Origin of the sequence: Staphylococcus sp. HMSC055C03, assembly GCF_001809385.1 — a bacterium.
Classification (GTDB): domain Bacteria; phylum Bacillota; class Bacilli; order Staphylococcales; family Staphylococcaceae; genus Staphylococcus; species Staphylococcus simulans.
The window spans coordinates 181,486-202,903 of sequence record NZ_KV797491.1; the positions used below are offsets into that span (position 1 = coordinate 181,486).

The 21,418-nt window shown below is 36.1% G+C and carries 24 protein-coding genes and 2 tRNA genes; 8 read left to right on the plus strand and 18 right to left on the minus strand.

Annotated features, from left to right (window positions below; translation table 11 throughout):
* Positions 1 to 1,711: N-acetylglucosaminidase (locus tag HMPREF2603_RS13625; RefSeq protein WP_261676371.1), on the plus strand; the 1,711-nt coding region annotated here is incomplete at its 5' end.
* A gap of 110 nt (positions 1,712 to 1,821) precedes the next feature.
* On the opposite strand, the gene HMPREF2603_RS06250 is transcribed toward HMPREF2603_RS13625, so the two are convergent.
* Positions 1,822 to 2,241 carry a MarR family transcriptional regulator gene (locus HMPREF2603_RS06250; RefSeq protein ID WP_060803879.1) on the minus strand — a complete coding sequence of 140 codons (420 nt, stop codon included), beginning with the start codon at positions 2,239 to 2,241 and terminating at the stop codon, positions 1,822 to 1,824.
* A gap of 149 nt (positions 2,242 to 2,390) precedes the next feature.
* Between HMPREF2603_RS06250 and HMPREF2603_RS06255 the strand changes: the two genes are divergently transcribed.
* Together HMPREF2603_RS06255 and HMPREF2603_RS06260 are read left to right on the plus strand one after the other, a co-directional pair.
* A complete protein-coding gene (locus tag HMPREF2603_RS06255) occupies positions 2,391 to 3,401 on the plus strand; it encodes an acyltransferase family protein (RefSeq protein ID WP_060803878.1) in 1,011 nt (336 codons plus the stop codon).
* 156 nt (positions 3,402 to 3,557) lie between these two features.
* On the plus strand, positions 3,558 to 4,721 hold the full coding sequence (locus tag HMPREF2603_RS06260) for an aminotransferase class I/II-fold pyridoxal phosphate-dependent enzyme (RefSeq protein ID WP_002480460.1): 1,164 nt from the start codon (positions 3,558 to 3,560) through the stop codon (positions 4,719 to 4,721).
* 163 nt (positions 4,722 to 4,884) lie between these two features.
* On the opposite strand, the gene HMPREF2603_RS06265 is transcribed toward HMPREF2603_RS06260, so the two are convergent.
* The 5 genes from HMPREF2603_RS06265 to HMPREF2603_RS06285 form a co-directional block, all read right to left on the minus strand.
* Positions 4,885 to 5,331 (minus strand): MarR family winged helix-turn-helix transcriptional regulator, encoded by a 447-nt coding sequence (locus HMPREF2603_RS06265; RefSeq protein ID WP_002480459.1) that lies wholly within the window; start codon positions 5,329 to 5,331, stop codon positions 4,885 to 4,887.
* Between the two features lie 328 nt (positions 5,332 to 5,659).
* Positions 5,660 to 6,478, minus strand: a complete 819-nt coding sequence (menB, locus tag HMPREF2603_RS06270; RefSeq protein ID WP_002480458.1) for a 1,4-dihydroxy-2-naphthoyl-CoA synthase — start codon at positions 6,476 to 6,478, stop codon at positions 5,660 to 5,662.
* Positions 6,471 to 7,283, minus strand: a complete 813-nt coding sequence (gene menH / locus HMPREF2603_RS06275; protein ID WP_023015845.1) for a 2-succinyl-6-hydroxy-2,4-cyclohexadiene-1-carboxylate synthase — start codon at positions 7,281 to 7,283, stop codon at positions 6,471 to 6,473. Before menH ends, menB begins: the two co-directional genes overlap by 8 nt.
* A complete protein-coding gene (menD, locus tag HMPREF2603_RS06280) occupies positions 7,270 to 8,949 on the minus strand; it encodes a 2-succinyl-5-enolpyruvyl-6-hydroxy-3-cyclohexene-1-carboxylic-acid synthase (RefSeq protein ID WP_070501997.1) in 1,680 nt (559 codons plus the stop codon). Before menD ends, menH begins: the two co-directional genes overlap by 14 nt.
* Positions 8,942 to 10,294, minus strand: coding sequence for an isochorismate synthase (locus HMPREF2603_RS06285; protein WP_023015843.1), 1,353 nt, complete (start codon positions 10,292 to 10,294; stop codon positions 8,942 to 8,944). The genes menD and HMPREF2603_RS06285 overlap by 8 nt, the downstream gene beginning before the upstream one ends.
* A 240-nt stretch (positions 10,295 to 10,534) precedes the next feature.
* Between HMPREF2603_RS06285 and HMPREF2603_RS06290 the strand changes: the two genes are divergently transcribed.
* A complete protein-coding gene (locus HMPREF2603_RS06290) occupies positions 10,535 to 11,473 on the plus strand; it encodes a 1,4-dihydroxy-2-naphthoate polyprenyltransferase (protein ID WP_023015842.1) in 939 nt (312 codons plus the stop codon).
* 42 nt (positions 11,474 to 11,515) lie between these two features.
* On the opposite strand, the gene HMPREF2603_RS06295 is transcribed toward HMPREF2603_RS06290, so the two are convergent.
* Positions 11,516 to 12,079 carry a GNAT family N-acetyltransferase gene (locus tag HMPREF2603_RS06295; protein ID WP_060803875.1) on the minus strand — a complete coding sequence of 188 codons (564 nt, stop codon included), beginning with the start codon at positions 12,077 to 12,079 and terminating at the stop codon, positions 11,516 to 11,518.
* A 162-nt stretch (positions 12,080 to 12,241) separates the two neighbouring features.
* On the opposite strand from HMPREF2603_RS06295, the gene HMPREF2603_RS06300 reads away from it, so the two are divergent.
* Both HMPREF2603_RS06300 and HMPREF2603_RS06305 read left to right on the plus strand, forming a co-directional pair.
* Entirely contained in the window at positions 12,242 to 12,448 is a 207-nt protein-coding gene (locus tag HMPREF2603_RS06300) for a TM2 domain-containing protein (RefSeq protein ID WP_002480452.1), read from the plus strand.
* Positions 12,449 to 12,468: 20 nt separating this feature from the next.
* Positions 12,469 to 12,675, plus strand: a complete 207-nt coding sequence (locus HMPREF2603_RS06305) for a hypothetical protein (RefSeq protein ID WP_060803874.1) — start codon at positions 12,469 to 12,471, stop codon at positions 12,673 to 12,675.
* 69 nt (positions 12,676 to 12,744) lie between these two features.
* Here HMPREF2603_RS06305 and HMPREF2603_RS06310 read toward each other — a convergent pair whose 3' ends face one another.
* Together HMPREF2603_RS06310 and HMPREF2603_RS06315 are read right to left on the minus strand one after the other, a co-directional pair.
* Positions 12,745 to 13,347: a CPBP family glutamic-type intramembrane protease gene (locus HMPREF2603_RS06310; protein ID WP_002480450.1), complete on the minus strand. Its 603-nt coding sequence runs from the start codon at positions 13,345 to 13,347 to the stop codon at positions 12,745 to 12,747.
* A gap of 6 nt (positions 13,348 to 13,353) precedes the next feature.
* Complete coding sequence (locus HMPREF2603_RS06315) at positions 13,354 to 13,539, minus strand: YkvS family protein (protein ID WP_002480449.1); 186 nt, start codon at positions 13,537 to 13,539, stop codon at positions 13,354 to 13,356.
* A gap of 203 nt (positions 13,540 to 13,742) precedes the next feature.
* Here HMPREF2603_RS06315 and HMPREF2603_RS06320 point away from each other — a divergent pair, with 203 nt between their 5' ends.
* Positions 13,743 to 14,729 carry a lipoate--protein ligase gene (locus HMPREF2603_RS06320; RefSeq protein WP_002480448.1) on the plus strand — a complete coding sequence of 329 codons (987 nt, stop codon included), beginning with the start codon at positions 13,743 to 13,745 and terminating at the stop codon, positions 14,727 to 14,729.
* A 127-nt stretch (positions 14,730 to 14,856) separates the two neighbouring features.
* On the opposite strand, the gene HMPREF2603_RS06325 is transcribed toward HMPREF2603_RS06320, so the two are convergent.
* From HMPREF2603_RS06325 to HMPREF2603_RS06335, 3 genes are all read right to left on the minus strand, one after another.
* Positions 14,857 to 14,945, minus strand: a tRNA-Ser gene (locus HMPREF2603_RS06325).
* Between the two features lie 3 nt (positions 14,946 to 14,948).
* Positions 14,949 to 15,023 (minus strand) — tRNA-Asn (locus HMPREF2603_RS06330).
* Positions 15,024 to 15,173: 150 nt separating this feature from the next.
* Positions 15,174 to 15,746 carry a competence protein ComK gene (locus HMPREF2603_RS06335; protein WP_002480447.1) on the minus strand — a complete coding sequence of 191 codons (573 nt, stop codon included), beginning with the start codon at positions 15,744 to 15,746 and terminating at the stop codon, positions 15,174 to 15,176.
* Between the two features lie 210 nt (positions 15,747 to 15,956).
* On the opposite strand from HMPREF2603_RS06335, the gene HMPREF2603_RS06340 reads away from it, so the two are divergent.
* Positions 15,957 to 16,175 (plus strand): IDEAL domain-containing protein, encoded by a 219-nt coding sequence (locus HMPREF2603_RS06340; RefSeq protein WP_002480446.1) that lies wholly within the window; start codon positions 15,957 to 15,959, stop codon positions 16,173 to 16,175.
* A gap of 116 nt (positions 16,176 to 16,291) precedes the next feature.
* Here HMPREF2603_RS06340 and HMPREF2603_RS06345 read toward each other — a convergent pair whose 3' ends face one another.
* Genes HMPREF2603_RS06345 through HMPREF2603_RS06370 form a run of 6 tightly spaced genes read right to left on the minus strand, consistent with a single transcriptional unit; the run spans position 16,292 to position 21,418 of the window.
* Positions 16,292 to 16,627 carry an antibiotic biosynthesis monooxygenase gene (locus tag HMPREF2603_RS06345; protein ID WP_060803873.1) on the minus strand — a complete coding sequence of 112 codons (336 nt, stop codon included), beginning with the start codon at positions 16,625 to 16,627 and terminating at the stop codon, positions 16,292 to 16,294.
* Between the two features lie 15 nt (positions 16,628 to 16,642).
* Positions 16,643 to 17,353 (minus strand): class B sortase, encoded by a 711-nt coding sequence (gene srtB / locus HMPREF2603_RS06350; RefSeq protein ID WP_060803872.1) that lies wholly within the window; start codon positions 17,351 to 17,353, stop codon positions 16,643 to 16,645.
* Positions 17,354 to 17,355: 2 nt separating this feature from the next.
* Positions 17,356 to 18,126: an ABC transporter ATP-binding protein gene (locus HMPREF2603_RS06355; RefSeq protein ID WP_060803871.1), complete on the minus strand. Its 771-nt coding sequence runs from the start codon at positions 18,124 to 18,126 to the stop codon at positions 17,356 to 17,358.
* Positions 18,107 to 19,087 carry a FecCD family ABC transporter permease gene (locus tag HMPREF2603_RS06360; RefSeq protein WP_060803870.1) on the minus strand — a complete coding sequence of 327 codons (981 nt, stop codon included), beginning with the start codon at positions 19,085 to 19,087 and terminating at the stop codon, positions 18,107 to 18,109. Before HMPREF2603_RS06360 ends, HMPREF2603_RS06355 begins: the two co-directional genes overlap by 20 nt.
* Before the next feature lie 8 nt (positions 19,088 to 19,095).
* Entirely contained in the window at positions 19,096 to 19,977 is an 882-nt protein-coding gene (gene isdE, locus HMPREF2603_RS06365; protein ID WP_060803869.1) for a heme ABC transporter substrate-binding protein IsdE, read from the minus strand.
* A complete protein-coding gene (locus tag HMPREF2603_RS06370; protein WP_060803868.1) occupies positions 19,961 to 21,418 on the minus strand; it encodes an NEAT domain-containing protein in 1,458 nt (485 codons plus the stop codon). Before HMPREF2603_RS06370 ends, isdE begins: the two co-directional genes overlap by 17 nt.

Consider the following 21,418-nt stretch of genomic DNA (forward strand, 5'->3'; position numbering starts at 1 on the left):
TGCGAAAACAACGACTAAAACAGCAGTTAAACCTGCAGCTACAACAACTAAAAAAGTTGTTAAACCAGCAACTAAACCAACTACTGCAGTTAAAACTACTAAAGCAGCGGTTAAACCTGCAGCGAAGAAAGTTGTTAATACAGTAAAATCTGTAGCGAAAACAACTGCTCAAAAAGTTCAACCTACTGCAAAAGCAGCTACAACAACTAAAGCAGTTTCAAAACCAGCAACAACAAAAGCTGCAACACAAACAACTAAAGCACCATTAAACAAAACAATTACAGTAAACAAATTAGGTCAATATGTATCTGATAACTACGGTTTACGTGCAAGTGTTTATGATAAAAAAGGTGCGAAAGCTGCGAAATTCTTAGGTTACACTTACAACATCACTAGAGAACGTAACCAAGACGGTACATTATACTACCTATTACAAAATATCGGTTTAACTACGCCACTTGGTTGGGTTAACGCAAAAGATGTAAGAGTTGCGGATAAAGGTCTTGTAACACCTACATCTCAACAATACAGCGTTAATACAAAATCAAATGGTCTGTACACAACACCTTGGGGTACAGCAAAACAATTAATTGATCCATTAACAAAACAAAATGGTACATTCAAAGCAATTAAACGTACTTTAGTCAACAAAACACCTTATGTATACGGTACTGTAAATGGTAAAACTGGTTGGGTCGCTGAAAAAACATTAACACCTAAAACAATAGCTAAAGCTGCGACAACTTCAGCACAAAAACAACAACCAGCTGTGAAATACAACCACGACTATATCGTGACAAGCAATAAAGGTTATTACTACAAAACACCGAATGGCCAAGTATTAGGTTCATTAAAAGACCAATTCGGTAACATCATTACAGTTTTCGAAAGACAAGTAGTTAATGGTGTGACTTGGTATCATGGTGTCTTAGCTAACGGACAAACAGCTTGGGTTAAAGCTGCAGATGTTCGTAATACATTGACACGTACAAATGTTTCTGACTACTCATTTGATCAAGCAGTCGCAAAACAAATGAACTTACCTTGGTCACCTAAAGTTCAACACGTGCCTGGTCAATGGGATGATGCATCAGAAGATGAAGTAAGAACTGCGATGGACCCTAGAACTATCACAGAAGATGCGACACAAAAATATCAATTCTTACGTTTAGACAAAGCACAAGCCCTTTCAGCAAGCAGTGTAAATAAATTACTTGAAGGTAAAGGTATTTTAGAAGGACAAGGTGCAGCTTTCACACAAGCAGCTAAAACATATGACATTAACGAAATCTATTTAATCTCACATGCCTTACTTGAAACTGGTAACGGTACATCTGCTTTAGCTAATGGCGGTTATGTCAACAACGCCAACAAAGTTGTGACAAACGAACCTAAAAAATACTACAATATGTTCGGTATCGGTGCAATTGACACAGATGCAGTACGTGGCGGCTTCAAAACAGCAGCACACTACGGCTGGGATACTGTAGAAAAAGCGATTATCGGCGGAGCTAAGTTCATCACAAGCGACTACTTAGATAGAGGTCAAAACACACTTTACCGCATGCGTTGGAACCCAAGCGAACCAGCTACGCATCAATATGCGACTGATATCAACTGGGCAAGCCACAATGCGACAAGAATGAAACAAATGTATGATAAAATCGGTGAAACTGGTAAATACTTCGATACAGATATTTATCGCGTTTAATCCCAATTATCATTTTGATATTTGAAAAGGACCTGCAGCGTAATAATAAAATGCTGCAGGTCCTTATTCATTAAAAATACGGTATACAAGTTCTGTATACCGCATTCTTTTTAAATGTAAAAGGTTTTTTTATTTAATTTTGCTAGTAAGTTATATAATGTTTCCACATCTTCAGCGGATAACTCTTCACAGTGTTTTTGTAACCATTCTCGGCGAGCGTCATTAATTTGATTGATTAATTCTTCGGATTTCGGCGTGACACTTAATACTTTACAACGTAAATCATGGTTCGATTGAATACTGATCACATAACCTAAATTGACGAGTTTTTTAATCCATCTTGAAACAATAGATTGTTCCTTTCCGCTTTTCATTGTTAAATCATATTGTGATAAACTATGATGCTCATTCAAAATTCGTAAAAGTTCAATTTGTTCAGTTGTTAAATTAGCGCGTTGCCCAAAACGTTTATTTACGATAATCAAATCATTGTGTGTCAGTGTTATTTGTTGTTCAAGTTGTTTAAACATAGATGTTATACCCCGCTAGTTTTAATATACATATTATAAGTTTTTTGCGGAAAATACACAACATTAACTTGCAAAAGTTGTTTATCTTGCATTTAAGTTGGTATGTATAATACGTTAAGATTATCTAAAATCTCAAAAGGAGTTTACATATGCATAAATCACTATCCCATAGAGATTATTATTTTGATAATGCCCGTGCCTTTTTAATTTATTTAGTGGTATTCGGACATTTATTAAACCCTTATGTAGAAGGACATAAGTACATGGGTGCACTGTATTTATTAATATACAGTTTCCATATGCCCTCTTTCCTATTTATAAGTGGTTACTTTGCGAAAAATATCGGTAAGCCGGATCATTTAGAAAAAGTTGCGAAAAAACTATTAGTACCTTATTTTGTGTTCTTTAGTTTCTTCTCAATCTATTATTATCTGACAGGTAAAAGCAGTCACTTGCAGTTGGATCCATTTGATCCTGTCTTTGCGTTATGGTTCTTAATTACGCTCTTTATCTTTCATGTTGTCTTAGTGATTGTAAAGAACTATAAAGCTTATTACGTATTACCGATTGCTGTAATAGTGTCTTTATTGGCAGGATTCTCTTCTGATATCGACGGCTATATGAGTTATTCAAGAACGATTGTGTTCTTCCCTATTTTCTATCTAGGGTTTTTAATGAATAAACATCAAGCGATGTTACTGAGAAATAAGAAGTTAATTCCAATTTCATTATTGATTTTAGTTGGATTCTATATCGTATATATGATTCATCCGATTAATTCTGATTGGTTGCTCGGCAGCTCACCATATAGTTCTTTGGATGGTCCTGACGTCTATAGTCCATTGAAACGTCTATTGCTCTATATCATTATTTGTGCCACGATGTTCTCATTCTTGAACTTAATCCCTTCAGGATTACATTGGTTTACGTATATTGGCCAACGTACTATGTACATTTATCTGTTACACGGTATTGCGATTGGATTGATTCGAGGCTTTAAACTTTATCCTTTCCAGGACCCAGTTACGTTGTGGACTTACCTATACTTGATTGGTTTAACAGCACTCATTGTCTACCTGTTATCCACAAACTTTGTAGCAAAATGGACCAATCCAGTCATCAACCTCAAGTCACCATCAAAATTTAAATCTAAATTATAAAGCATTGTGAGGCAAATCAACTTTGCCTCACTTTTCTTTTGACAATTATCGACTTAAAATTAAAGCAATTCAGACTTTTTGACGGTTTTCAGTGTTACAATATGATAAGATAGCATTTACTTACATAGTGCAGTAATCAATTGAGGTGTTAACAGAGTGAAATTATCTTTAAATACAAATTCTAAATTTTTACGTGCGCCAAGCATCAGACAATTTTCAAGCCGAATTAAAAATATACCGGATTGTATCAACTTAACAATCGGTCAACCTGACTTCCCTATGCCTGATGTGGTTAAAGACGCGTATATTAAAGCGATTGAAAATGATGAAACGAGTTATTCTCATAATAAAGGCTTAATGGAAACAAGAAGTGCCATCCGTCAATACTTCAACCTTCGTTATAATGTGGATTACACAGAGGAAGAAATTATTGTGACGAATGGTGCAAGTGAAGCTATTGATACAGCTTTACGCAGCATCTTAGAACCTGGAGATGAAATCATTATTCCTGGTCCTATTTATGCAGGCTATATTCCATTGATTGAAACATTAGGCGGTCATCCTGTTTATGTAGATACTACACAAACAGACTTTAAAATTACGCCTGAAGCAATTCGTTCACATGTAAACGATAAAACAAAAGCGATTCTTTTAAACTACCCTACCAATCCAACAGGAGTTATTTTAAATAGAACAGAAGCTGAAGCGATTGCTGAAGAGCTACAACAACACGAAATTTTTGTGTTAAGTGACGAAATTTATGCTGAAAATACCTTTAAAGGTAAACACACATCCCTTGCGGAATTTGAAGGTTTACGTGATCAATTATTATTAATCAGCGGTTTAAGTAAATCTCATTCAGCTACAGGTATCCGTATTGGCTTTTTACTAGGCCCTGAGTACTTAATAAAGAAATTGACATTCATGCATGCCTATAATACGATTTGTGCCAATGTACCCGCTCAAATCGCTTGTATCGCTGCGTTAACAGATGGCATCGATGCGCCAAAAGCGATGAATAAAGCATACAAAGAACGTTTAGCTTATTTAAAACAACGTTTACTTGATATGGGCTTTAAAATTGATGCCGAACCTGAAGGTGCATTCTATATTTTCCCGAGTCTTGCACCATTCGGTATTGAAGATGACTTTAATTTCTGTGTCGATGCCTTAGAAAAAGGTCATATTGCGATGGTACCTGGTTCTGCTTTTACAGATGCAGGTAAAGGTCATATTCGTATTTCATATGCTTATGACTTAGATACCATCAAAGAAGGTATGGATCGTCTTGAAAATTATTTAAATCAGTATGTAAAATAAATCATCATTAAGAAAGTGAGATAGACTAGTTCGCTAGTTCTACCTCACTTTCTTTTTTATTTTTTTTAATGTGCGAGTTATCTTAATATTATCCCTAAAAAAATTATCCTCTCTTATGAGCATAACATTCCCTCTTTATTCTCAGTATTTCTTGTTGACTTGGCTAAACTTCTGGTTGACTTAGATTCTTTTGTGCGAAACCACGCATCATGTTATAGTAATCTTCTTTTTCATCAGAATCTAAATTCAATTGATTAATTACTTGTGTTGAAATGTTCTTGAATTGTGCTTTTAATTCTTTTCCCTCTTCAGTTAAACTTAACATCACTTTTCGTTCATCTTCAGGTAGCCTTTTTCTAATGACCAAGTTTTTCTTTTCTAAGCGCTTTACAATCGGACTGATTGTCCCTGAATCTAAAAACAATTTATTGCAAAGTGTTTTCACAAACACTTCTTCATCATCTTCAATATAAGATAAGACCATATAATTTGGGAAGCTGATATTGTATTGTTTCAGAAACTTGTTAAAACGGTTGATCACTTCTTTTGTTGTGATATAAAAAAGAAAACATAAGTCGTGATCTAAATTCTTCTTTGTGCTATTACTCATATAATTTCACCTCTACCTTAAAATATATTCAACATCATAATGAATGTCAATGAAATAGTTTTATTTATTAAGTAAATTTGTACTTGCTTTATATAATTTGTTTAACTCACTCCGCAAAATAAAACACACAATAATACACATAAAATAAAGAGTTATGCCGACTTTAAAAATATATTAATCCTAACGTGCACTTTATAATTTTAATCGCTGGACGTGCATTTTTTATTTACCTAATAAGTAAAAAAACGACATAAAAAGCCTCCCGCTTCACACCCAAAGGTATGAACACGAGAGACTTAATAAGAACCTCATCTAAATGATTAATCTATTATGGGAATTTAGGGAATTGATCAAAGTCAGGTTGACGTTTTTCTTTAAATGCGTCACGACCTTCTTTCGCTTCATCAGTTGTGTAATAAAGTAAAGTTGCATCCCCAGCCATTTGTTGAAGACCTGCTAAACCGTCAGTATCAGCATTCATTGCTGCTTTTAAGAAACGTAAAGCAGTTGGTGAATGTTGCATGATTTCTTGACACCATTGTACTGTTTCATCTTCAATTTGGTCTAATGGTACAACTGTGTTGACTAAGCCCATATCTAAAGCTTGTTGTGCGTCGTATTGACGGCATAAGTACCAGATTTCACGCGCTTTCTTGTGACCTACGATACGAGCTAAATAACCTGAACCGTAACCTGCGTCGAATGAACCGACTTTAGGTCCAGTTTGACCGAATCTTGCATTGTCTGCAGCGATTGTTAAGTCACATACGACTTGTAATACGTTGCCGCCGCCGATTGCATATCCACGAACCATTGCGATGACTGGTTTAGGAATAACACGGATTAAACGTTGTAAATCTAATACGTTTAAACGAGGAATTTGGTCGTCGCCTACATATCCGCCGTGACCGCGAACTTTTTGGTCGCCGCCTGAACAGAATGCCATGTCGCCTTCACCTGTTAAGATGATTACAGAAATACGTTGATCATCGCGTGCACGTGAGAATGCGTCAATCATCTCTTGAACCGTTTTTGGTGTGAATGCATTACGCACTTCTGGACGGTTGATTGTAATTTTAGCAATACCATCGAAAAACTCATATTTTATCTCTTCATATTCTTTAATTGTTTCCCATTGTCTAGTCATTTTGCTCCTCCTTATTTAAAAAACCTAATATTAGTATATCAAATTGTGTTGGTTCTTCCACGTGAACCGTATGGCCAGCACCTTCCACAACATGAACTTCACTGTTTGGGAGTTGCTGATGCATCTTATGCGCAAGTTCCACAAACTTTTCGTCATACTCGCCGACAATCAGAGAGACTGGCAGCTGAAGTTGCGCAAGTTCTGGCCATAAATTCGGCATATGACCTGTGCCATAGTCACGCAGTGCTTTCGCCAAACCTTTTGGATCTTGTGCTAAGCGCATTGCACGATGTTTCTGGCGTTGTTCTTTTGTCATCATCTCTGCTTGGCTCGCAAACAATGGTAATTTCTCCCAATCATTCACAAACACTTCAATGCCCGCAATTTCTAATACTTTAGCTCTTGCTTCATCAACTTGCTGACGTTCTTTTTGCGCTGTTTCATCTGCAATGCCTGGTGAAGCACTTTCTAAAACCAAACCTGCTAGGTCTAATTGACCATGTAAGGCATAATACAATGCTGCACGGCCACCCATAGAGTAGCCATGTAAATAGATATCATAAGCTTTAAATTGTACGAGTACATTATCTAACGCATCGCAAATAAAATCGAAATCCCATTGCTTAGTTCTGTCGCTGTTATCTTGACCATGTCCAGGCAGTTCTATCGTTACGACAGCTGCTGCTTCAGTCAGTTTGTCAATGTGTGAACTAAATGATGTCGCATCACTGATAAATCCATGCAACAAAACAAGCAAGTTATGATTTTCTGTTTTTTGACTGTCATAAAAATTATAATTCAACATTCGCAATATCACTCAATTTCTGATATAGGATTTGGTGTTGTTGACGATTGTCTTCACGGTCTGTACGAATTTCATAAATGTATGATTCTAATTGTGATAATGGCGTGAATTTAAAGTCTTCGACAGAATCCATTAAGGCATAGTTGAAATCATACAACATGGTCGCATGTTTGAACTCAAGATGCGTCGGTGTACCGAATAAACGTTCAAAGTATTTAGCTGCTGATTCTTTTTGTGGCAGATAAGAGAATATACCGCCGCCATCATTATTCAACAACACAATATTTAAATGAATATCATTCAATTTAGCCATCAACAAACCGTTCATGTCATGATAGAAAGCTAAATCACCGATTAACAATGTCACTTTCTTATGCACTGCCATACCGATTGCAGTAGAAACGACACCATCGATACCATTAGCACCGCGGTTAGCATAGATTTCCGCTTCACTATTTACAAATAGATTATCCACATCTCTAATTGGCATAGAATTGCTGACAAATAAAGCATCTTCTTTAGTAAGTTTATCTAATAAGATACCGACATTCGCCGCTTCATCTGTCGCATGATCGATATAATTTTTTACTTCGATTTTTGCACGACTATCCATATCTTGCCATTGGGATAACCAACGTTTACGGTAAGCTGTCGGAATATCGCCAAGTGCACGGAAGAAGTCGTTCGGTGTCATTTCAAATGTAATATCTGCCGGTGTTGGGAAAGCATCTGGCTGCGCACTGTTTTGTACCGCAATTTGATAAGCATCTGTAGCTTTCAACCATTGATTTAATTTCTTAGATAATACTGGTTTGCCGACACGAATCACAAAATCAATATCTTTCGGATCTAAACCTGCACGAAATAGTAAGTCATACGTTGAAATAATATTCGGGTGACCTGATTGACGCAGACCTGAAAGCGGACCTGCTAAAATAGGCAAGTCATGGACCGTCGCAAATGGTAACAACTCTCTCACATCTTGATGCTGCATATCGCCGACAATAACGAAACCACGTTTTTTCTTCAAGATTGGCTTAATAGCTTCAACCGTAGCTGTCTTTTGATATTTAGGTATGACTTTTTCGTTAGTCGTTAACCACTCTGTCATCTCGAAATCTGGTGTCAACGGTTCTCTAAACGGCAAGTTAAAATGTACAGGTCCACGTTTGGGGCCTTCAAAATATTGACTTGCAATCTGCATTTGGAAACGAATAACATCTTCAGTTGAACCTGTAGTGTCATCAGCTAATGGCATATCAAACTGATGACGTACAAAGTTTTGGAACATGTTGACCTGGTTCAACGTTTGCGGCGCACCAATGCCACGCAATTCGTGTGGGCGATCGCTTGTTAATACTACTAACGGCAAGTTGCTGATATCACTTTCAGCCACTGCTGACGTATAGTTGGTTGCTGCTGTTCCTGACGTACATAAAATAGCAACAGGTCGATTGCTGCCCTTAATCAATCCGAGCGCAAAGAATGAAGCACTGCGCTCATCTGGGTGAATCCATGTCTTAATACCTGGGTGTGCTTCAAACGCTAAAGCAAGCGGTGTTGAACGAGACCCTGGACTAATGACAACTTCTCTGATGCCGTATGCATAGATTTCTGAAGCTAACGTAAACACTTGTTTGGTTAATAAAGTTTGATGATTATCCATGATTTTCGACTCCTAAAGCATTCATCATCGGAGTAAATTTAAGTGTAGTTTCTTCTAATTCACTCTGTGGATCAGACTGCTTAATAATACCGCAACCTGCAAATAAAGTTGCTTGTTTCTTTTTAATCAGCATAGAACGGATTGCGACGATAAATTCACAATTATCTTCCATATCAATATACCCTACTGGCGCACCATACAGACCTCTTGTTCCGAACTCTTTTTGTTCGATAAAGTCCATGGCTTTTTCTTTAGGATAACCGCCTAACGCAGGTGTTGGATGCAGACGGTCTAGTAAGCCAATATAGGTATTATTTTCTAACGCCCCTGAAATCTCTGTGTATAAATGATACAAATGATCATTTTTTAGGATTTTAGGATGCTTATTATAATCTACATCTGTAACGTACGGCTCAATATCATCTAGAATACTTTGCACCACAAAATGATGCTCTTGCAAGTTTTTCTCATCTTTCAAGAAAGCATCTACGTGTTTTTGATCTTCTGTTTCATCAGATGTACGTTTAATTGTCCCTGCAACTGCTTTCGTCGATAACACTTGGTTTTCGACTTCCATCAGCTGTTCTGGCGTTTGTGAAAAGAACACAGACCCTTCCGATTGCATTACGAATATATAGCTGTTGGATTCGTTGTGCATCGCATTTTCTAACACATATGCGATATCAATTGGTCGATCAAAGCGAATCATACGTCTGCGTGCTAAAACGATTTTTTCTTCATCATTCATAGAATCTATGGCTTCTTGTACAAGTTCTAACCATTCTTCTTTATAGATATCTTCACTGCGAACTACATCCCCAATAGGTTGTGTCGGTTCTACTTTCGTTTCTGCAACTTGTTGTACAAGTTCATGTAGGTCTTCTATATTAAACTCTTCTCTTAATACTGTATAAGTGACGAATGTTTCTGAAGCTGTCATCGTAATTAATACTTTCGGCAACACGAAATGGTTCAAGCCGAATTGACGCCACTCGTCATCTGATTTATGACTTGAAAATTGGAAACCTCCACACACTTTTAAGTGATGTTTATTTGAATCTGGATGGATAAGTGCGATATCATTTTTATAATTTTCCCATTCACGGAAAATGGTTTGTTTATTTTCATAGTCATTTTTAAATTTTAAAAGCGCGTTATATCCGAAAAAGGCCGTTTCTCCTGTATTCTCCCTGAAGTAGAAGCGGTCATCTGCTTTATCTTCTGTCATTTGGAAAAGCATGATTGGGTTCGTCGGCTGGTCGATTTTAACCTCCACTGAAACCCATTTTTCACGGCTTTCATATATTGCGTCGAGAATTTGATCATCCTTGACACTTACAGTCATCTATCTCACTTCTTTCATCATTCTACTTAATCACATTATCTCATTGTATCATTTTTTATCTTTATCTGTACTTTGATTTGCACATTTATTATTTACTATTTTTACATGATTTGACCTTTCTCTTTCTATTGCTTAAAATAAATTTATTAATCAGAATGCAGATAATTTATAATAGAATCTTTGTGTCTTAAAATCCGCAATCTGAAATTTGGTATTTTTAAGTGTTAAGAAGGAGAAACCATGTCAAAACAATATCAGGAATTTTCAACTGTTCGAAAATATTGGCTGTTGATGCGTCCTCACACTTTGACTGCAGCTGTTGTACCTGTATTAGTCGGTACAGCGACAGCAAAGTTATTCTTATTAGGTAGTGAAGACCATCTTAAGTTCAGTTTGTTTTTAGCGATGTTACTTGCTTGTCTTTTAATTCAAGCAGCCACAAATATGTTCAACGAGTATTATGATTTCAAGAAAGGTCTTGATGATCATACATCAGTGGGCATCGGCGGCGCGATTGTACGTAACGGCATGAGCCCGAAACTCGTGATGAACTTAGCCATCGCCTTTTATGTGATTGCTGCGCTAATCGGTTTATTTATCGCTTCACAATCTTCTTATTGGTTAATTCCAATCGGAATCTTGTGTATGGCAGTCGGTTATCTGTATACAGGCGGTCCCTTCCCAATTTCTTGGACACCTTTTGGAGAGTTGTTCTCCGGCGTCTTTATGGGACTGATTATTATTTTAATCGCGTTCTTTATTCAAACAGATAACTTACAAGGTTATGCTGTATGGATCAGTGTACCGATTATTATCACAATTGGCTTAATTAATATGGCCAATAACATCCGAGACCGTGTCAAAGACAAAGCAAGCGGACGCAAAACATTACCGATTTTATTAGGTAAAGCCAATTCTATCCGCTTCATGGCCCTCATGTACATCATCGCTTATGCATGGGTCATTTATACTGTTTTCTTTGTACCTGGCGGTTCAATCTTTTACTTACTCATACTGTTATCATTCCCGTTCCCTATCAAAGCCATTCGTCGTTTCAAAAAGAACGATACACCTGCTGAAATGATGCCAGCTATGGCAGCAACAGGTAAAACAAACACAGTATTTGGTTTACTGTATGCATTAGGGATTTATATCAGTGCGTTATTAGGCGGTATTTGATGATGATAAAGAGATTGGAACTTTTCGTTCCAGTCTCTTTTTTTATCCTTCTTGAGGTTCAATGACCATGTGATAATAATCATGGCCATATAAATCAATCACACCTTCACTATGAAACCCTAAACGTTCGTAAAGTCTGAACGCACCTGTGTTTACTAAATCACAGCTCAAGCTCAGCTTATATGTTTTAGAGTGATGGATGACAGATTCCATTAACTGTGTCGCAATTCCTCTTCCTCTATATTTTGGGAAAACAGCCACAGTTTCGATATATAGCTCATCTGATTTTGCTTCTCTTAAAGGTAAAGGTGTTCCTATTGCTTTCGCTTCTTTTGGTAAATCTAACTTCAACCAATTTTCTTCTAAATCCATTTCATCTTTACCAAGATACGTAATAATAACGCCAGCGACTTCCCCTTCAACATCGTAAACTTGTACATTGTCGTAATAACAACGATAAGGTATTTCTGTAATACTTTGTTCCAGCCATTGAATGACATGAGATTTATCAAATCGTTTTACAATCGGCAACTCCATATCTTGCCAGATAATATATGTTAATTCTGCAATAGCACGTTTATCAGTTGGTTTAGCAGGTCTAATCATTGTTTTCTCCTTTATGTGTTTAGTTATTATCATTCACTATATAGTTTAACAATCATTTATATTGTTTGTTCACTTATTATTTTAACATTTGTATTATTGGAAAGTTTGTATTTCATCATTCATAATAAAGGTATCACTTAAATGGAGAAAGGAGCAATCAGTATGAAAGTAAATAAAATTGTTTATATTGTACTTGCACTGTTCCTCGGCAACTTCGGGGTGCACAGATTCTACGCAGGTAAAAACGGCTCAGGCCTTTTACACTTAGCGTTCTTCTGGACAGGCATTCCACATGTGATCGCGATTATCAGCGCAATCAATACAATGCTATTCAGACCAGCAGACAAACATGGTAATATCACATTTTAGTTAAATGGAGTTGAAACTATATGAATAAAGCAACGATTCTAACGTATTTAAATGAAAATCCTGCTAAATATCTTGTCTTTTATATGGACAACGGCAATGAAATTTCAGTAGAAGCCGTTGAAGAGAATTCAAATGCAGGCGCATTACACGTTACAGAACCATCAGAATATGTAGTAGATATTTCCAAGATTTCTTATTTCGAACTTTTAGAACGTTCAACGTATTAATTAAGATATAGCAAAAAGAACCTGTCCAAGCTTGAGATAAGCTGACAGGTTCTTTTTTGTCCTTTTGAATTAAGGATGAAAAATCAGTAATAACACCACTGCCACAATTTGTGCAACAGAAGTTGTAATAATTCGACGCGTATAATAATAGCTGATTGATAGAATAGCTTGTACGATGAAAATAAAAATGCATAACCAGATTTGATCGAAGTAGAAAAAGAGTGAACTTGATGCGAGTGCAGTAATCACAATCGCTGCCCAAGCCGGTAACTTAAGATTCAACAATTGTTTTTGCAGTACCGTACGCATATAAAGTTCATGACAAGGAATCACAAAGAGTAATGTCACTAAAATCTGCCATTTAAAGTAAACGCCAGAACGTGATAAATCTTTAATCAATGATGTATACGTTAAATCTTGTGACATCAAAGACATAATCAACTGTACAATGATTAATGCGATTGCGGTTAAAATACCGATACCGATAGACGTCAACAATCGTTTAGATTCTAAATCACGTTGATAAAAGACATAACTGATACCCGCAAACAACATAATGCCTGTATACAGATACCAATATTCTTGTCGTTCTCCCCACATGATAAATAAGATGATGTGGAACACTACAAAGCTTATCACAAACCATAGTAATGCTTTTGTATTAGTTTTCATTATATTTTAACCTTCTTGATCAACTATCTTATAGCGTTTATGATTAATTACCGTTTTTTCAGGTAAATCTAATGATTCAAAATTTTTCATAATAGTTAAGTCAACAATAACAGAGTTATCATTAATTTTTTCGACACGGCCTCTTAAACCGTCATAAAATTCTACAATATCTCCTACTTCTGCAATAGTCATTACAGATCCTCCTTGAATTATACTATTCTATATTGTACTAAAATTCTCTCTTCAAATAAACAAATATCCTGTAAACACGTTATAATTGTAATTGAAGTCCGACTGGTGCCTTTTTTCTGGCAAAGTGTATAGTTGGCATTTTATCCTAAATTAGGGCATAAATAAAGTATCAAGCAAAGTAAGTACAGAAGGAGAGAGAATGTATGAAGTTTGTTAGTAACAAAGGTATTACAGACCCCACATTAAATTTAGCAATGGAAGAGTATGTGTTAAAACACCTTCCTAACGATAGCGATTACTTTTTATTCTATATTAACCGCCCTTCTATCATTATTGGTAAAAACCAAAATACGATTGAAGAAGTTGATCAACACTATGTAGATGAACACAATATCGATGTTGTGCGTCGAATTTCAGGCGGCGGTGCCGTTTATCATGATTTCGGAAACTTAAACTTCAGCTTTATCACTGATGACGACGGCAACAGTTTCCATAACTTTAAAAAGTTCACAGAACCGATTGTTCAAGCTTTACAAGCAATGGGCGTAGATGCTGAAATGACTGGACGTAACGATATCCAAATCGGTGCAGCTAAAATTTCAGGAAATGCGATGGTTAAAGTGAAAGAGCGTATGTTCAGCCATGGTACTTTAATGTTAGATAGTGACTTAAACGAAGTTGCGAATGCTTTACGTGTGAACCCTGCGAAGATTCAATCTAAAGGTATTAAATCAGTACGTAAACGTGTCGCAAACATCTCTGAATTCTTAGAAGAGCCGATTGACATTGAAACTTTCAAAGAAATTATCCTAAAACATATCTTTGGTGAACATGAAGTTGAAGAATATGTATTAACTGAAGATGATTGGAAGAACATTGAAGCATTAAGTAATGAAAAATATCGTTCATGGAATTGGAACTATGGTAAAAACCCTAAATATAACTTTGAACGTGAAGAGAAATTCGAAAAAGGTTTCGTTCAAATTAAATTAGATGTTAAGCGCGGACGTATTGAACATGCGAAAATTTTCGGTGACTTCTTCGGTGTCGGCGATGTGTCAGATTTAGAACATGCATTAGTCGGCAGCTTGCATAATTTCGAGAGTATTGAAGCGGCTTTATCTGAATTCGATACGTATCATTATTTCGGAGATATTCCAAGAGAAGAATTAATTCGATTAATGTCATAATTAAATAAGCTTTACATGATTAAGGTGAGAACTCAGTTTCTCACCTTTTCTCATTCAACTTTGACAAAAAGAAAAATCCCATTAAGTCAACGTCTTAGACATTGATTTAATGGGATTCTTACAGTAACGGAAACGGAGGGATTCGAACCCTCGCGCCGCTCTCGCGACCTACACCCTTAGCAGGGGCGCCTCTTCGGCCAACTTGAGTACGTTTCCATATGGCTCCACAGGTAGGACTCGAACCTACGACCGATCGGTTAACAGCCGATAGCTCTACCACTGAGCTACTGTGGAATAATGTAATTTCTTCAAGCACAAATACTATTATAACAATCCCTTAAAATAATTCAAGAGAAAATAACGAAAAAGTTGCGGAACATTTACACTCATTCCCTATAAACATCCCGCAGTTTGAGATAATATCATAAAATGTTTAAAATTACGCTAGCTGCGTGGTGTGTTATTAATCACTAAATAAGTACAAAGTGTTTCATACACGTCTAAAGCAGGTTTAGAGTAGTCAATAGGACGCTCTGTATTCCATTTAATTTTCTTAACACGCTTTCTAATGATGTGTTCATAATAAGCTGCATTTTTATATTGATGCCAGATAGTACGGACTGTTGCGGTTGTGATTAAAGATTGTCCGTCAGAAAAAGTGATTTTAGTGGTATTGTTCTTCAACGCTTTGATATCTTGTACAAATTCAATGTTTATCCAAATATTGTCTTCAGAGCGTTCAGAATGGGTAGAGAATAGAAAGATTGAAATAACTGGTGAAAGTAAAATGGGTGGTTTACTGTTGATGTTGGTAATCCGAGCGGTATCAGTTCGAAGTGATTGAAAGGTTGAACCATAAAAGCGACAAGAGTTGTCTAAAGTTTTTTGCGGGGAGCTTTCTACAATCCTCGGATCTTTATTGTAGGTAAGCAATTTTGTATGGAGTGCTCCATACTCTTGAGCAATGACTGGGATAATGGCCATATCATCGCTTTTGAAGATGCTATGTTCGTCCATAAGCACGTCCTCCTATTTAATTAATTACGATTAGAATTCGTTAGACATCTAATCATATAATTATTGTATACTAGCACCTAGAAAAGTCAATAGAAACTTTTGAGTTAATATTACACTTTTAATTTTTAAAAAGTCAGAATATTCATTGATTTTAGATTAAATGCAATGTATACTCGTAAATAACTTAAAAAAAGAAAGGCAGTGATTAAAATGAATCACAATATCAATGTAAAAAATGGAACACTGAAGGCGTTCGTAGCGAATGTAAACGACCTGGGGGTAGAACTCGTAATTGATCAAGCTCTACGTAATGTACGTAAAGAAAAACTTACAGAACTGATTGACCAAGCTTTAATCGAAAAAGATGAAGCAGCATTCAATCGTTACATTGAAGAATATAATCAATTGGAGGATGTTTTAATTGGCTAACTCGTCGTGGGATTCCTGTTCCTGTTCATACTAAAAGGTCTATTCATTTCAAATACCGAATGAATAGACCTTTTTTGTTTGCTTATTTTTAATCATAATGAGAAATAAACTTCGTTCTATTTCCCCTCTTGATCATTTAAATAGTAATAGCCAATTGTATAAGTCAGTACTTCATTATCTTGGATTGGACTCGCTTGATCTTGAGTTTGATGACGTACATTTTTATGGGCATCTTTGAAGACATCTGAGCTCAACCAATTTTTGAAACATGCTTCTGCATCCCAAATTGTTAAAATTTTCACTTCATCATATTCTTTTAAATTATTTGTCGTTGTGACAAACATTTCTTTAAAACCTTCAATTGTTTCAATACCTTGTCGTTTGTAAAAACGTTCTACAATTCCTTCTGCTGAACCTTTATCTAATTTCAATTTGTTTTCTGCCATAAACATAGCGCATACACTCCTTTATCTGTTTTCAATTAATTTTCCAACCACAACAACACGTTTATCAGAACGCGAAAAAGCATCTTCACACGTAGATAACGTCATTATCTTGTCTTGTGGATGAACTGAAATATCTGTTTTGATTTTCGATTTATTTTTCGTTTCTTTTAAAAACTGTTCGTATTCATGTACATTGTTGAAATTTGTCTGTATATAGTTATCATGGGTATCCGTCGAATATGCGCTGAATACTTTTAACGCATACTGATGATACTTTGTATCAAACTCTATCGTTTGATGTGCATCATAAAATGTTTGATTCAAATATTGATGTAAATCATCAAACATAGTTTTATCGCCAACACTATGACCATAAAGCACTGTATTTTGAGATAAATCTTGTAAGTTATTACGATAATCTACAAAGATACTGCCCTTTTTCGTTTTTTGTTTCTTAAAGTTATGTTCTAAGTAATCTTCATTATCTCGGGATTGTAAAACGGGATAATTCAAACTCGTACCTTCTAAACGAATCCACCCATGAATGTCAGAATTGACCTCTGCTAATGCTTCAAATTGTGGGCGGACCCCTTTCTTTTTATAGTCTGTTTGTAAAACTTCGTATTGTTTTTCTTCCGCTTCATTATCTAAACGATGTTGGAAGATAAGATAGATAGCCGCAATAATAACCAGCACTAATCCAAATTGAATGACACGTATTAGTTTATTCATCATTAACACCCGCCGTGGCATTTACCAATTAATATGCCGCAATCTTTATCATGAATAATCTTTGCGTCGATTTGGTAAATTGTTTTTAATAATTCTGGTGTCACGATAGCTTGCGGCTTGCCTTGTGCTGCAATTTCACCATTTGCGACACAAATCAGTTCATCACTATAAGTTAAAGCCTGATTAATGTCATGAAGCACCATGATGATAGTTAAACGATGCATGTCGTTTAACTGTCGAATCATCTCAAGGACTTGATATTGATAATGTAAATCTAAAAATGTGGTAGGTTCATCTAATAATAAATATTGTGGTTCTTGGACTAAGGCCATTGCGATAAAAACACGTTGTTTTTCGCCACCGGACAAAGCGCCAATCGGACGATCTGCATACTTAGTTAAATTGAATTGTTCAAGTACACGTTCAATGACCGATTCTCCTCTTACATCCTTCTTCAACCAACGATGATGACTATATCGTCCATAGCGCAGTAATGTTTTAACGGTGAAATCTTCAGGTGCTGTATTGTTTTGATGGACTGCTGATAACATTTGCGCAAGTTGTTTCTTACCTAATGTATTCAAATCATTGTCTTCTATGTACACACAACCAGCCTGAGGTTGAAGATAACCTGCAAGCATTTGAAGTAAGGTACTCTTACCTGATCCATTCGGTCCGATAATAGAAGTTACCGCATGACGTTTAATTGTCAGATTCAAGTCATTAAAGAGTTGTTTTTGACCATATTTAAACTCAACGTTGTTGATATTCATTTCGGTACGCTCCTTTACAAATTAAATAGATAAGATAAGGTCCGCCGATAATGACCGTAATAATATGCGCTGGCACTTCAAATTGACGGGACATCAACCTGCCAAGTGTATCCGCTAATAGTACGCCTATCGCACCGAATAATACACAACAAATCACAACTTTCTTATAATCACTGCCGACTAAACGACGTGCAATATGCGGTACAATCAAACCGACAAAGGCCATAGCACCCGCTACAGCTACTGCACTGCTCGCTAAAAAGACCGCAATCAACCCTATCCACATACGGTAACGTTGAATAGGAAAGCCTAAGTTGTGTGCTTGTCGATCATCAAATCCCAACATATTCGCTTGAAAGATAACAGTTATAGCTAAGATAAGTCCTATACACGTTGTCACTGAAATTTGTGCTGCGTCTTTCCATACTTTTAAAGATAAACCAGCAGATAATCTCACAGCTGGGTTAGCGGTTAAATATTCCAACATACCATTCAACATCGCATACATCGACACACCGACAAGCAGCATGCGCATCGGATTCAGCGGATAACGATGTTGTAAATAAAACAATAAAGTAAATGGCAATAATCCGCCTATAAAGCTGATAATTGGCATATAAAAGAATAAAGTCGGCATCAAAGTCATCACAAGTGCTTTAGCCACCAAGGCACCTGAACTGACACCGATACCGATAATACTGGCGTCTGCAAGCAGGTTTTTCAGCACTGCTTGTAAATAAGCACCCGCTACGGATAACGCAGCACCTGCACAAATCGCGACAATGATACGTGGTAAACGTAAATCTATAATCGCATCGATTTGATTATCATGACCTGTTGCGATTTTATGCCAAAGCTGAGCTGAACTTATGCCTAATTTACCGTTAAGCAACGCAAACAAGACAACTACAACAAAGAGAATTAAGGTACACATAAAGACGACACTGAATTTATATTTCATACTGCACCTCATTTCTTGTTGTAGAAGATATCATATAAATCTTGCATGGCTTGGTCTGCATCGATATTAGCTGTAATGCCGAAAGGTTGTTCTTCTAAATCATAGACACGACCTGTCTTGACTGCTTTAAAATGTTTCCAAATATCATTTTCTTTGAATTCTTTATCAAACATCTTTTTAACTTCTTCAGGCATTCCATGTGGCAGACGCAGAATAATATCTGGATCAACGTCATACAGATACTCTGTATTAGAAGCTAGATATTGTTTCGAATCTTCTTTAATCACATTTTCACCGCCCGCAATTTCAACTAAATTGCCGATATAAGAGCGATTCGTAGCAACTAAATAACTGCCTGGCACACCCATTAAAATAAGTACTTTAGGGTGCTTTTGTTGCGCTGCTTTTTGTCTGATTTGTTCTTCTGCATGAGTTAATTTTTGATTTAGCTTTGATGCTTCTGTTTCACGATTAAATTCTTTACCCATCTGTGAAATAGAAGTTTTCATGCCTTTTAGACTGTCATAGTCATAAAAGATAGATTTAGCTTTAATCATTTTGAACTTAGGTTTTGTCTCATCTTCAATAGTAGAAACGCCTAAAATATGTGTCGGGTGAACAGCTTGTACCTTCTCCATATCTGGTGTCATCGGTTGTCCGACTTTCGGTACATTGTCATATCTTTTAGGTAGTGTTTTATATGAATCTGGTTTACCTGCAATATCTAAATTCAAAGCATCTAACGTTTGTGTCAAAGCTACTGTTGTCGGTACAATGCGGTATTTTTCAGAAGATGTTTGGTTATTTTTATCTTCTTGTGCTTGGCAACCAGTCAGTAGAACAATTAAACCTAAAAGTACAACACACCATTGTTTAATGTTTTTTCTCATGACCTTTACCTTCACCCTTTCTAACGTAAAGTGTAGAGACTACTAACAAAGCACTCGCCAAAATAATCACCGCACCTAAATAAATTTGATTCATTCTCTTTAAATACTTTCCAACATCTGAATGTGTCTTTGTAAATTTAATAGGTTCACCATCATCCGCATGCCGATTGAATTTAGGAAATATTTCAGGCAATGGCGGTTCTTCCATTGTTTTTGCAGTTTGTGTTGTTTTAACAGCACTTGGTTGTGGAGGTCTTGATGACGTAATAAATGGTGTGTCATTCACCGATTGTGCCTGATAAAATGCTGGATTGGTTGGTATTTGTTTATGATTATGTGTCTCAGATGCATGTTCTGACGGAGTTTCTACTATAGTATTTTCTTTAGTTTCAACCGTTTCTGTCGCTTCATTTGTTGATATTTCTGTATCCTCATCTTGTTTGATAGATGTGCCACCTTTTTCTTCTTGTTGGCTTGGTGTGTCTGTCTCTTGAGCTGTTTCTTTAAACACCATTTCAGTTGTATAGTGATGATCATAATTTAAATACGGAACAATAATATGTACTTTTGAGGTCAACATTTTCTGATCTTTTGGCATGTTAAATTCAATGACACGTTGATCTTGTTGTGAATCTTCACTTACCACTTTTACTGGAATACGCGTTTCACCATTAAAGATTTCGAAAGACTTCCACCACACAGCATTTTTTAATGTCATTTGAACAGTAGCTTGCTGATTGTGATAGGTCACTTTAGCTGGATGTACCATATATTGATCCATCACTGATCGTTCATTTGTTTGATGTTTTAATACTTTGAAATTCAAATTCTGTATTTCTGATACGTGGGTATTGGATTTCTTAGGAAATACTTTTTTGGGTGTGTGTTTTTCTGTTGGTTGTGTATCTGGTTTTGGTTGAACGTCAGTTTTTGGCTTCGATTCAGGACTTGGCTTTGGTGTCGGTTGTACTTTAGGTGTCACATCTTTTGGCAATTGTGCTTCTAAATTAATTTTGGTTGTATAGTGATGATCGTAATGAATATCAGGGACGATAATATGTACTTTTGAAGTAAATGTTTGCGTCTCTGATGTGACTTCAACTTCTACAATACGTGCTTCTTTTGTTTCACTGACTGTACGTACATCACATTGTTTATCACCTTCATATAATTCAAAAGCTTTCCACCACTCTGGATGCAGCAATTTAAACTGTAAATAAACTTTGTTGTTTTTAGTTTTGACAGTTGCTGGATGTGCCATATAATCATTCATAACTGACACATCCTGACTGTTTTCTTTATAGACTTTAAAAGGTATCTCTTTAACTGTTTGTTGTGATAATGTTTGATGATTGACTTCAGCTTTTGATTCGTCAACGGTAAATGAACAAAGTAAGCTGCCACATAGTGCAGCAACTAAACATTTGTGAGGTACATTCAT

What these genes read in the sequence shown, in the direction of transcription:
- HMPREF2603_RS06250 (WP_060803879.1), bottom strand. Translation starts at nt 2,241, where the DNA reads ATGTTTAAACAACTTGAACAACAAATAACACTGACACACAATGATTTG.
- HMPREF2603_RS06255 (WP_060803878.1), top strand. Translation starts at nt 2,391, where the DNA reads ATGCATAAATCACTATCCCATAGAGATTATTATTTTGATAATGCCCGT.
- HMPREF2603_RS06265 (WP_002480459.1), bottom strand. Translation starts at nt 5,331, where the DNA reads ATGAGTAATAGCACAAAGAAGAATTTAGATCACGACTTATGTTTTCTT.
- menB (WP_002480458.1), bottom strand. Translation starts at nt 6,478, where the DNA reads ATGACTAGACAATGGGAAACAATTAAAGAATATGAAGAGATAAAATAT.
- menH (WP_023015845.1), bottom strand. Translation starts at nt 7,283, where the DNA reads ATGTTGAATTATAATTTTTATGACAGTCAAAAAACAGAAAATCATAAC.
- menD (WP_070501997.1), bottom strand. Translation starts at nt 8,949, where the DNA reads ATGGATAATCATCAAACTTTATTAACCAAACAAGTGTTTACGTTAGCT.
- HMPREF2603_RS06285 (WP_023015843.1), bottom strand. Translation starts at nt 10,294, where the DNA reads ATGACTGTAAGTGTCAAGGATGATCAAATTCTCGACGCAATATATGAA.
- HMPREF2603_RS06290 (WP_023015842.1), top strand. Translation starts at nt 10,535, where the DNA reads ATGTCAAAACAATATCAGGAATTTTCAACTGTTCGAAAATATTGGCTG.
- HMPREF2603_RS06295 (WP_060803875.1), bottom strand. Translation starts at nt 12,079, where the DNA reads ATGATTAGACCTGCTAAACCAACTGATAAACGTGCTATTGCAGAATTA.
- HMPREF2603_RS06300 (WP_002480452.1), top strand. Translation starts at nt 12,242, where the DNA reads ATGAAAGTAAATAAAATTGTTTATATTGTACTTGCACTGTTCCTCGGC.
- HMPREF2603_RS06305 (WP_060803874.1), top strand. Translation starts at nt 12,469, where the DNA reads ATGAATAAAGCAACGATTCTAACGTATTTAAATGAAAATCCTGCTAAA.
- HMPREF2603_RS06310 (WP_002480450.1), bottom strand. Translation starts at nt 13,347, where the DNA reads ATGAAAACTAATACAAAAGCATTACTATGGTTTGTGATAAGCTTTGTA.
- HMPREF2603_RS06315 (WP_002480449.1), bottom strand. Translation starts at nt 13,539, where the DNA reads ATGACTATTGCAGAAGTAGGAGATATTGTAGAATTTTATGACGGTTTA.
- HMPREF2603_RS06320 (WP_002480448.1), top strand. Translation starts at nt 13,743, where the DNA reads ATGAAGTTTGTTAGTAACAAAGGTATTACAGACCCCACATTAAATTTA.
- HMPREF2603_RS06335 (WP_002480447.1), bottom strand. Translation starts at nt 15,746, where the DNA reads ATGGACGAACATAGCATCTTCAAAAGCGATGATATGGCCATTATCCCA.
- HMPREF2603_RS06340 (WP_002480446.1), top strand. Translation starts at nt 15,957, where the DNA reads ATGAATCACAATATCAATGTAAAAAATGGAACACTGAAGGCGTTCGTA.
- HMPREF2603_RS06345 (WP_060803873.1), bottom strand. Translation starts at nt 16,627, where the DNA reads ATGTTTATGGCAGAAAACAAATTGAAATTAGATAAAGGTTCAGCAGAA.
- srtB (WP_060803872.1), bottom strand. Translation starts at nt 17,353, where the DNA reads ATGAATAAACTAATACGTGTCATTCAATTTGGATTAGTGCTGGTTATT.
- HMPREF2603_RS06355 (WP_060803871.1), bottom strand. Translation starts at nt 18,126, where the DNA reads ATGAATATCAACAACGTTGAGTTTAAATATGGTCAAAAACAACTCTTT.
- HMPREF2603_RS06360 (WP_060803870.1), bottom strand. Translation starts at nt 19,087, where the DNA reads ATGAAATATAAATTCAGTGTCGTCTTTATGTGTACCTTAATTCTCTTT.
- isdE (WP_060803869.1), bottom strand. Translation starts at nt 19,977, where the DNA reads ATGAGAAAAAACATTAAACAATGGTGTGTTGTACTTTTAGGTTTAATT.
- HMPREF2603_RS06370 (WP_060803868.1), bottom strand. Translation starts at nt 21,418, where the DNA reads ATGAATGTACCTCACAAATGTTTAGTTGCTGCACTATGTGGCAGCTTA.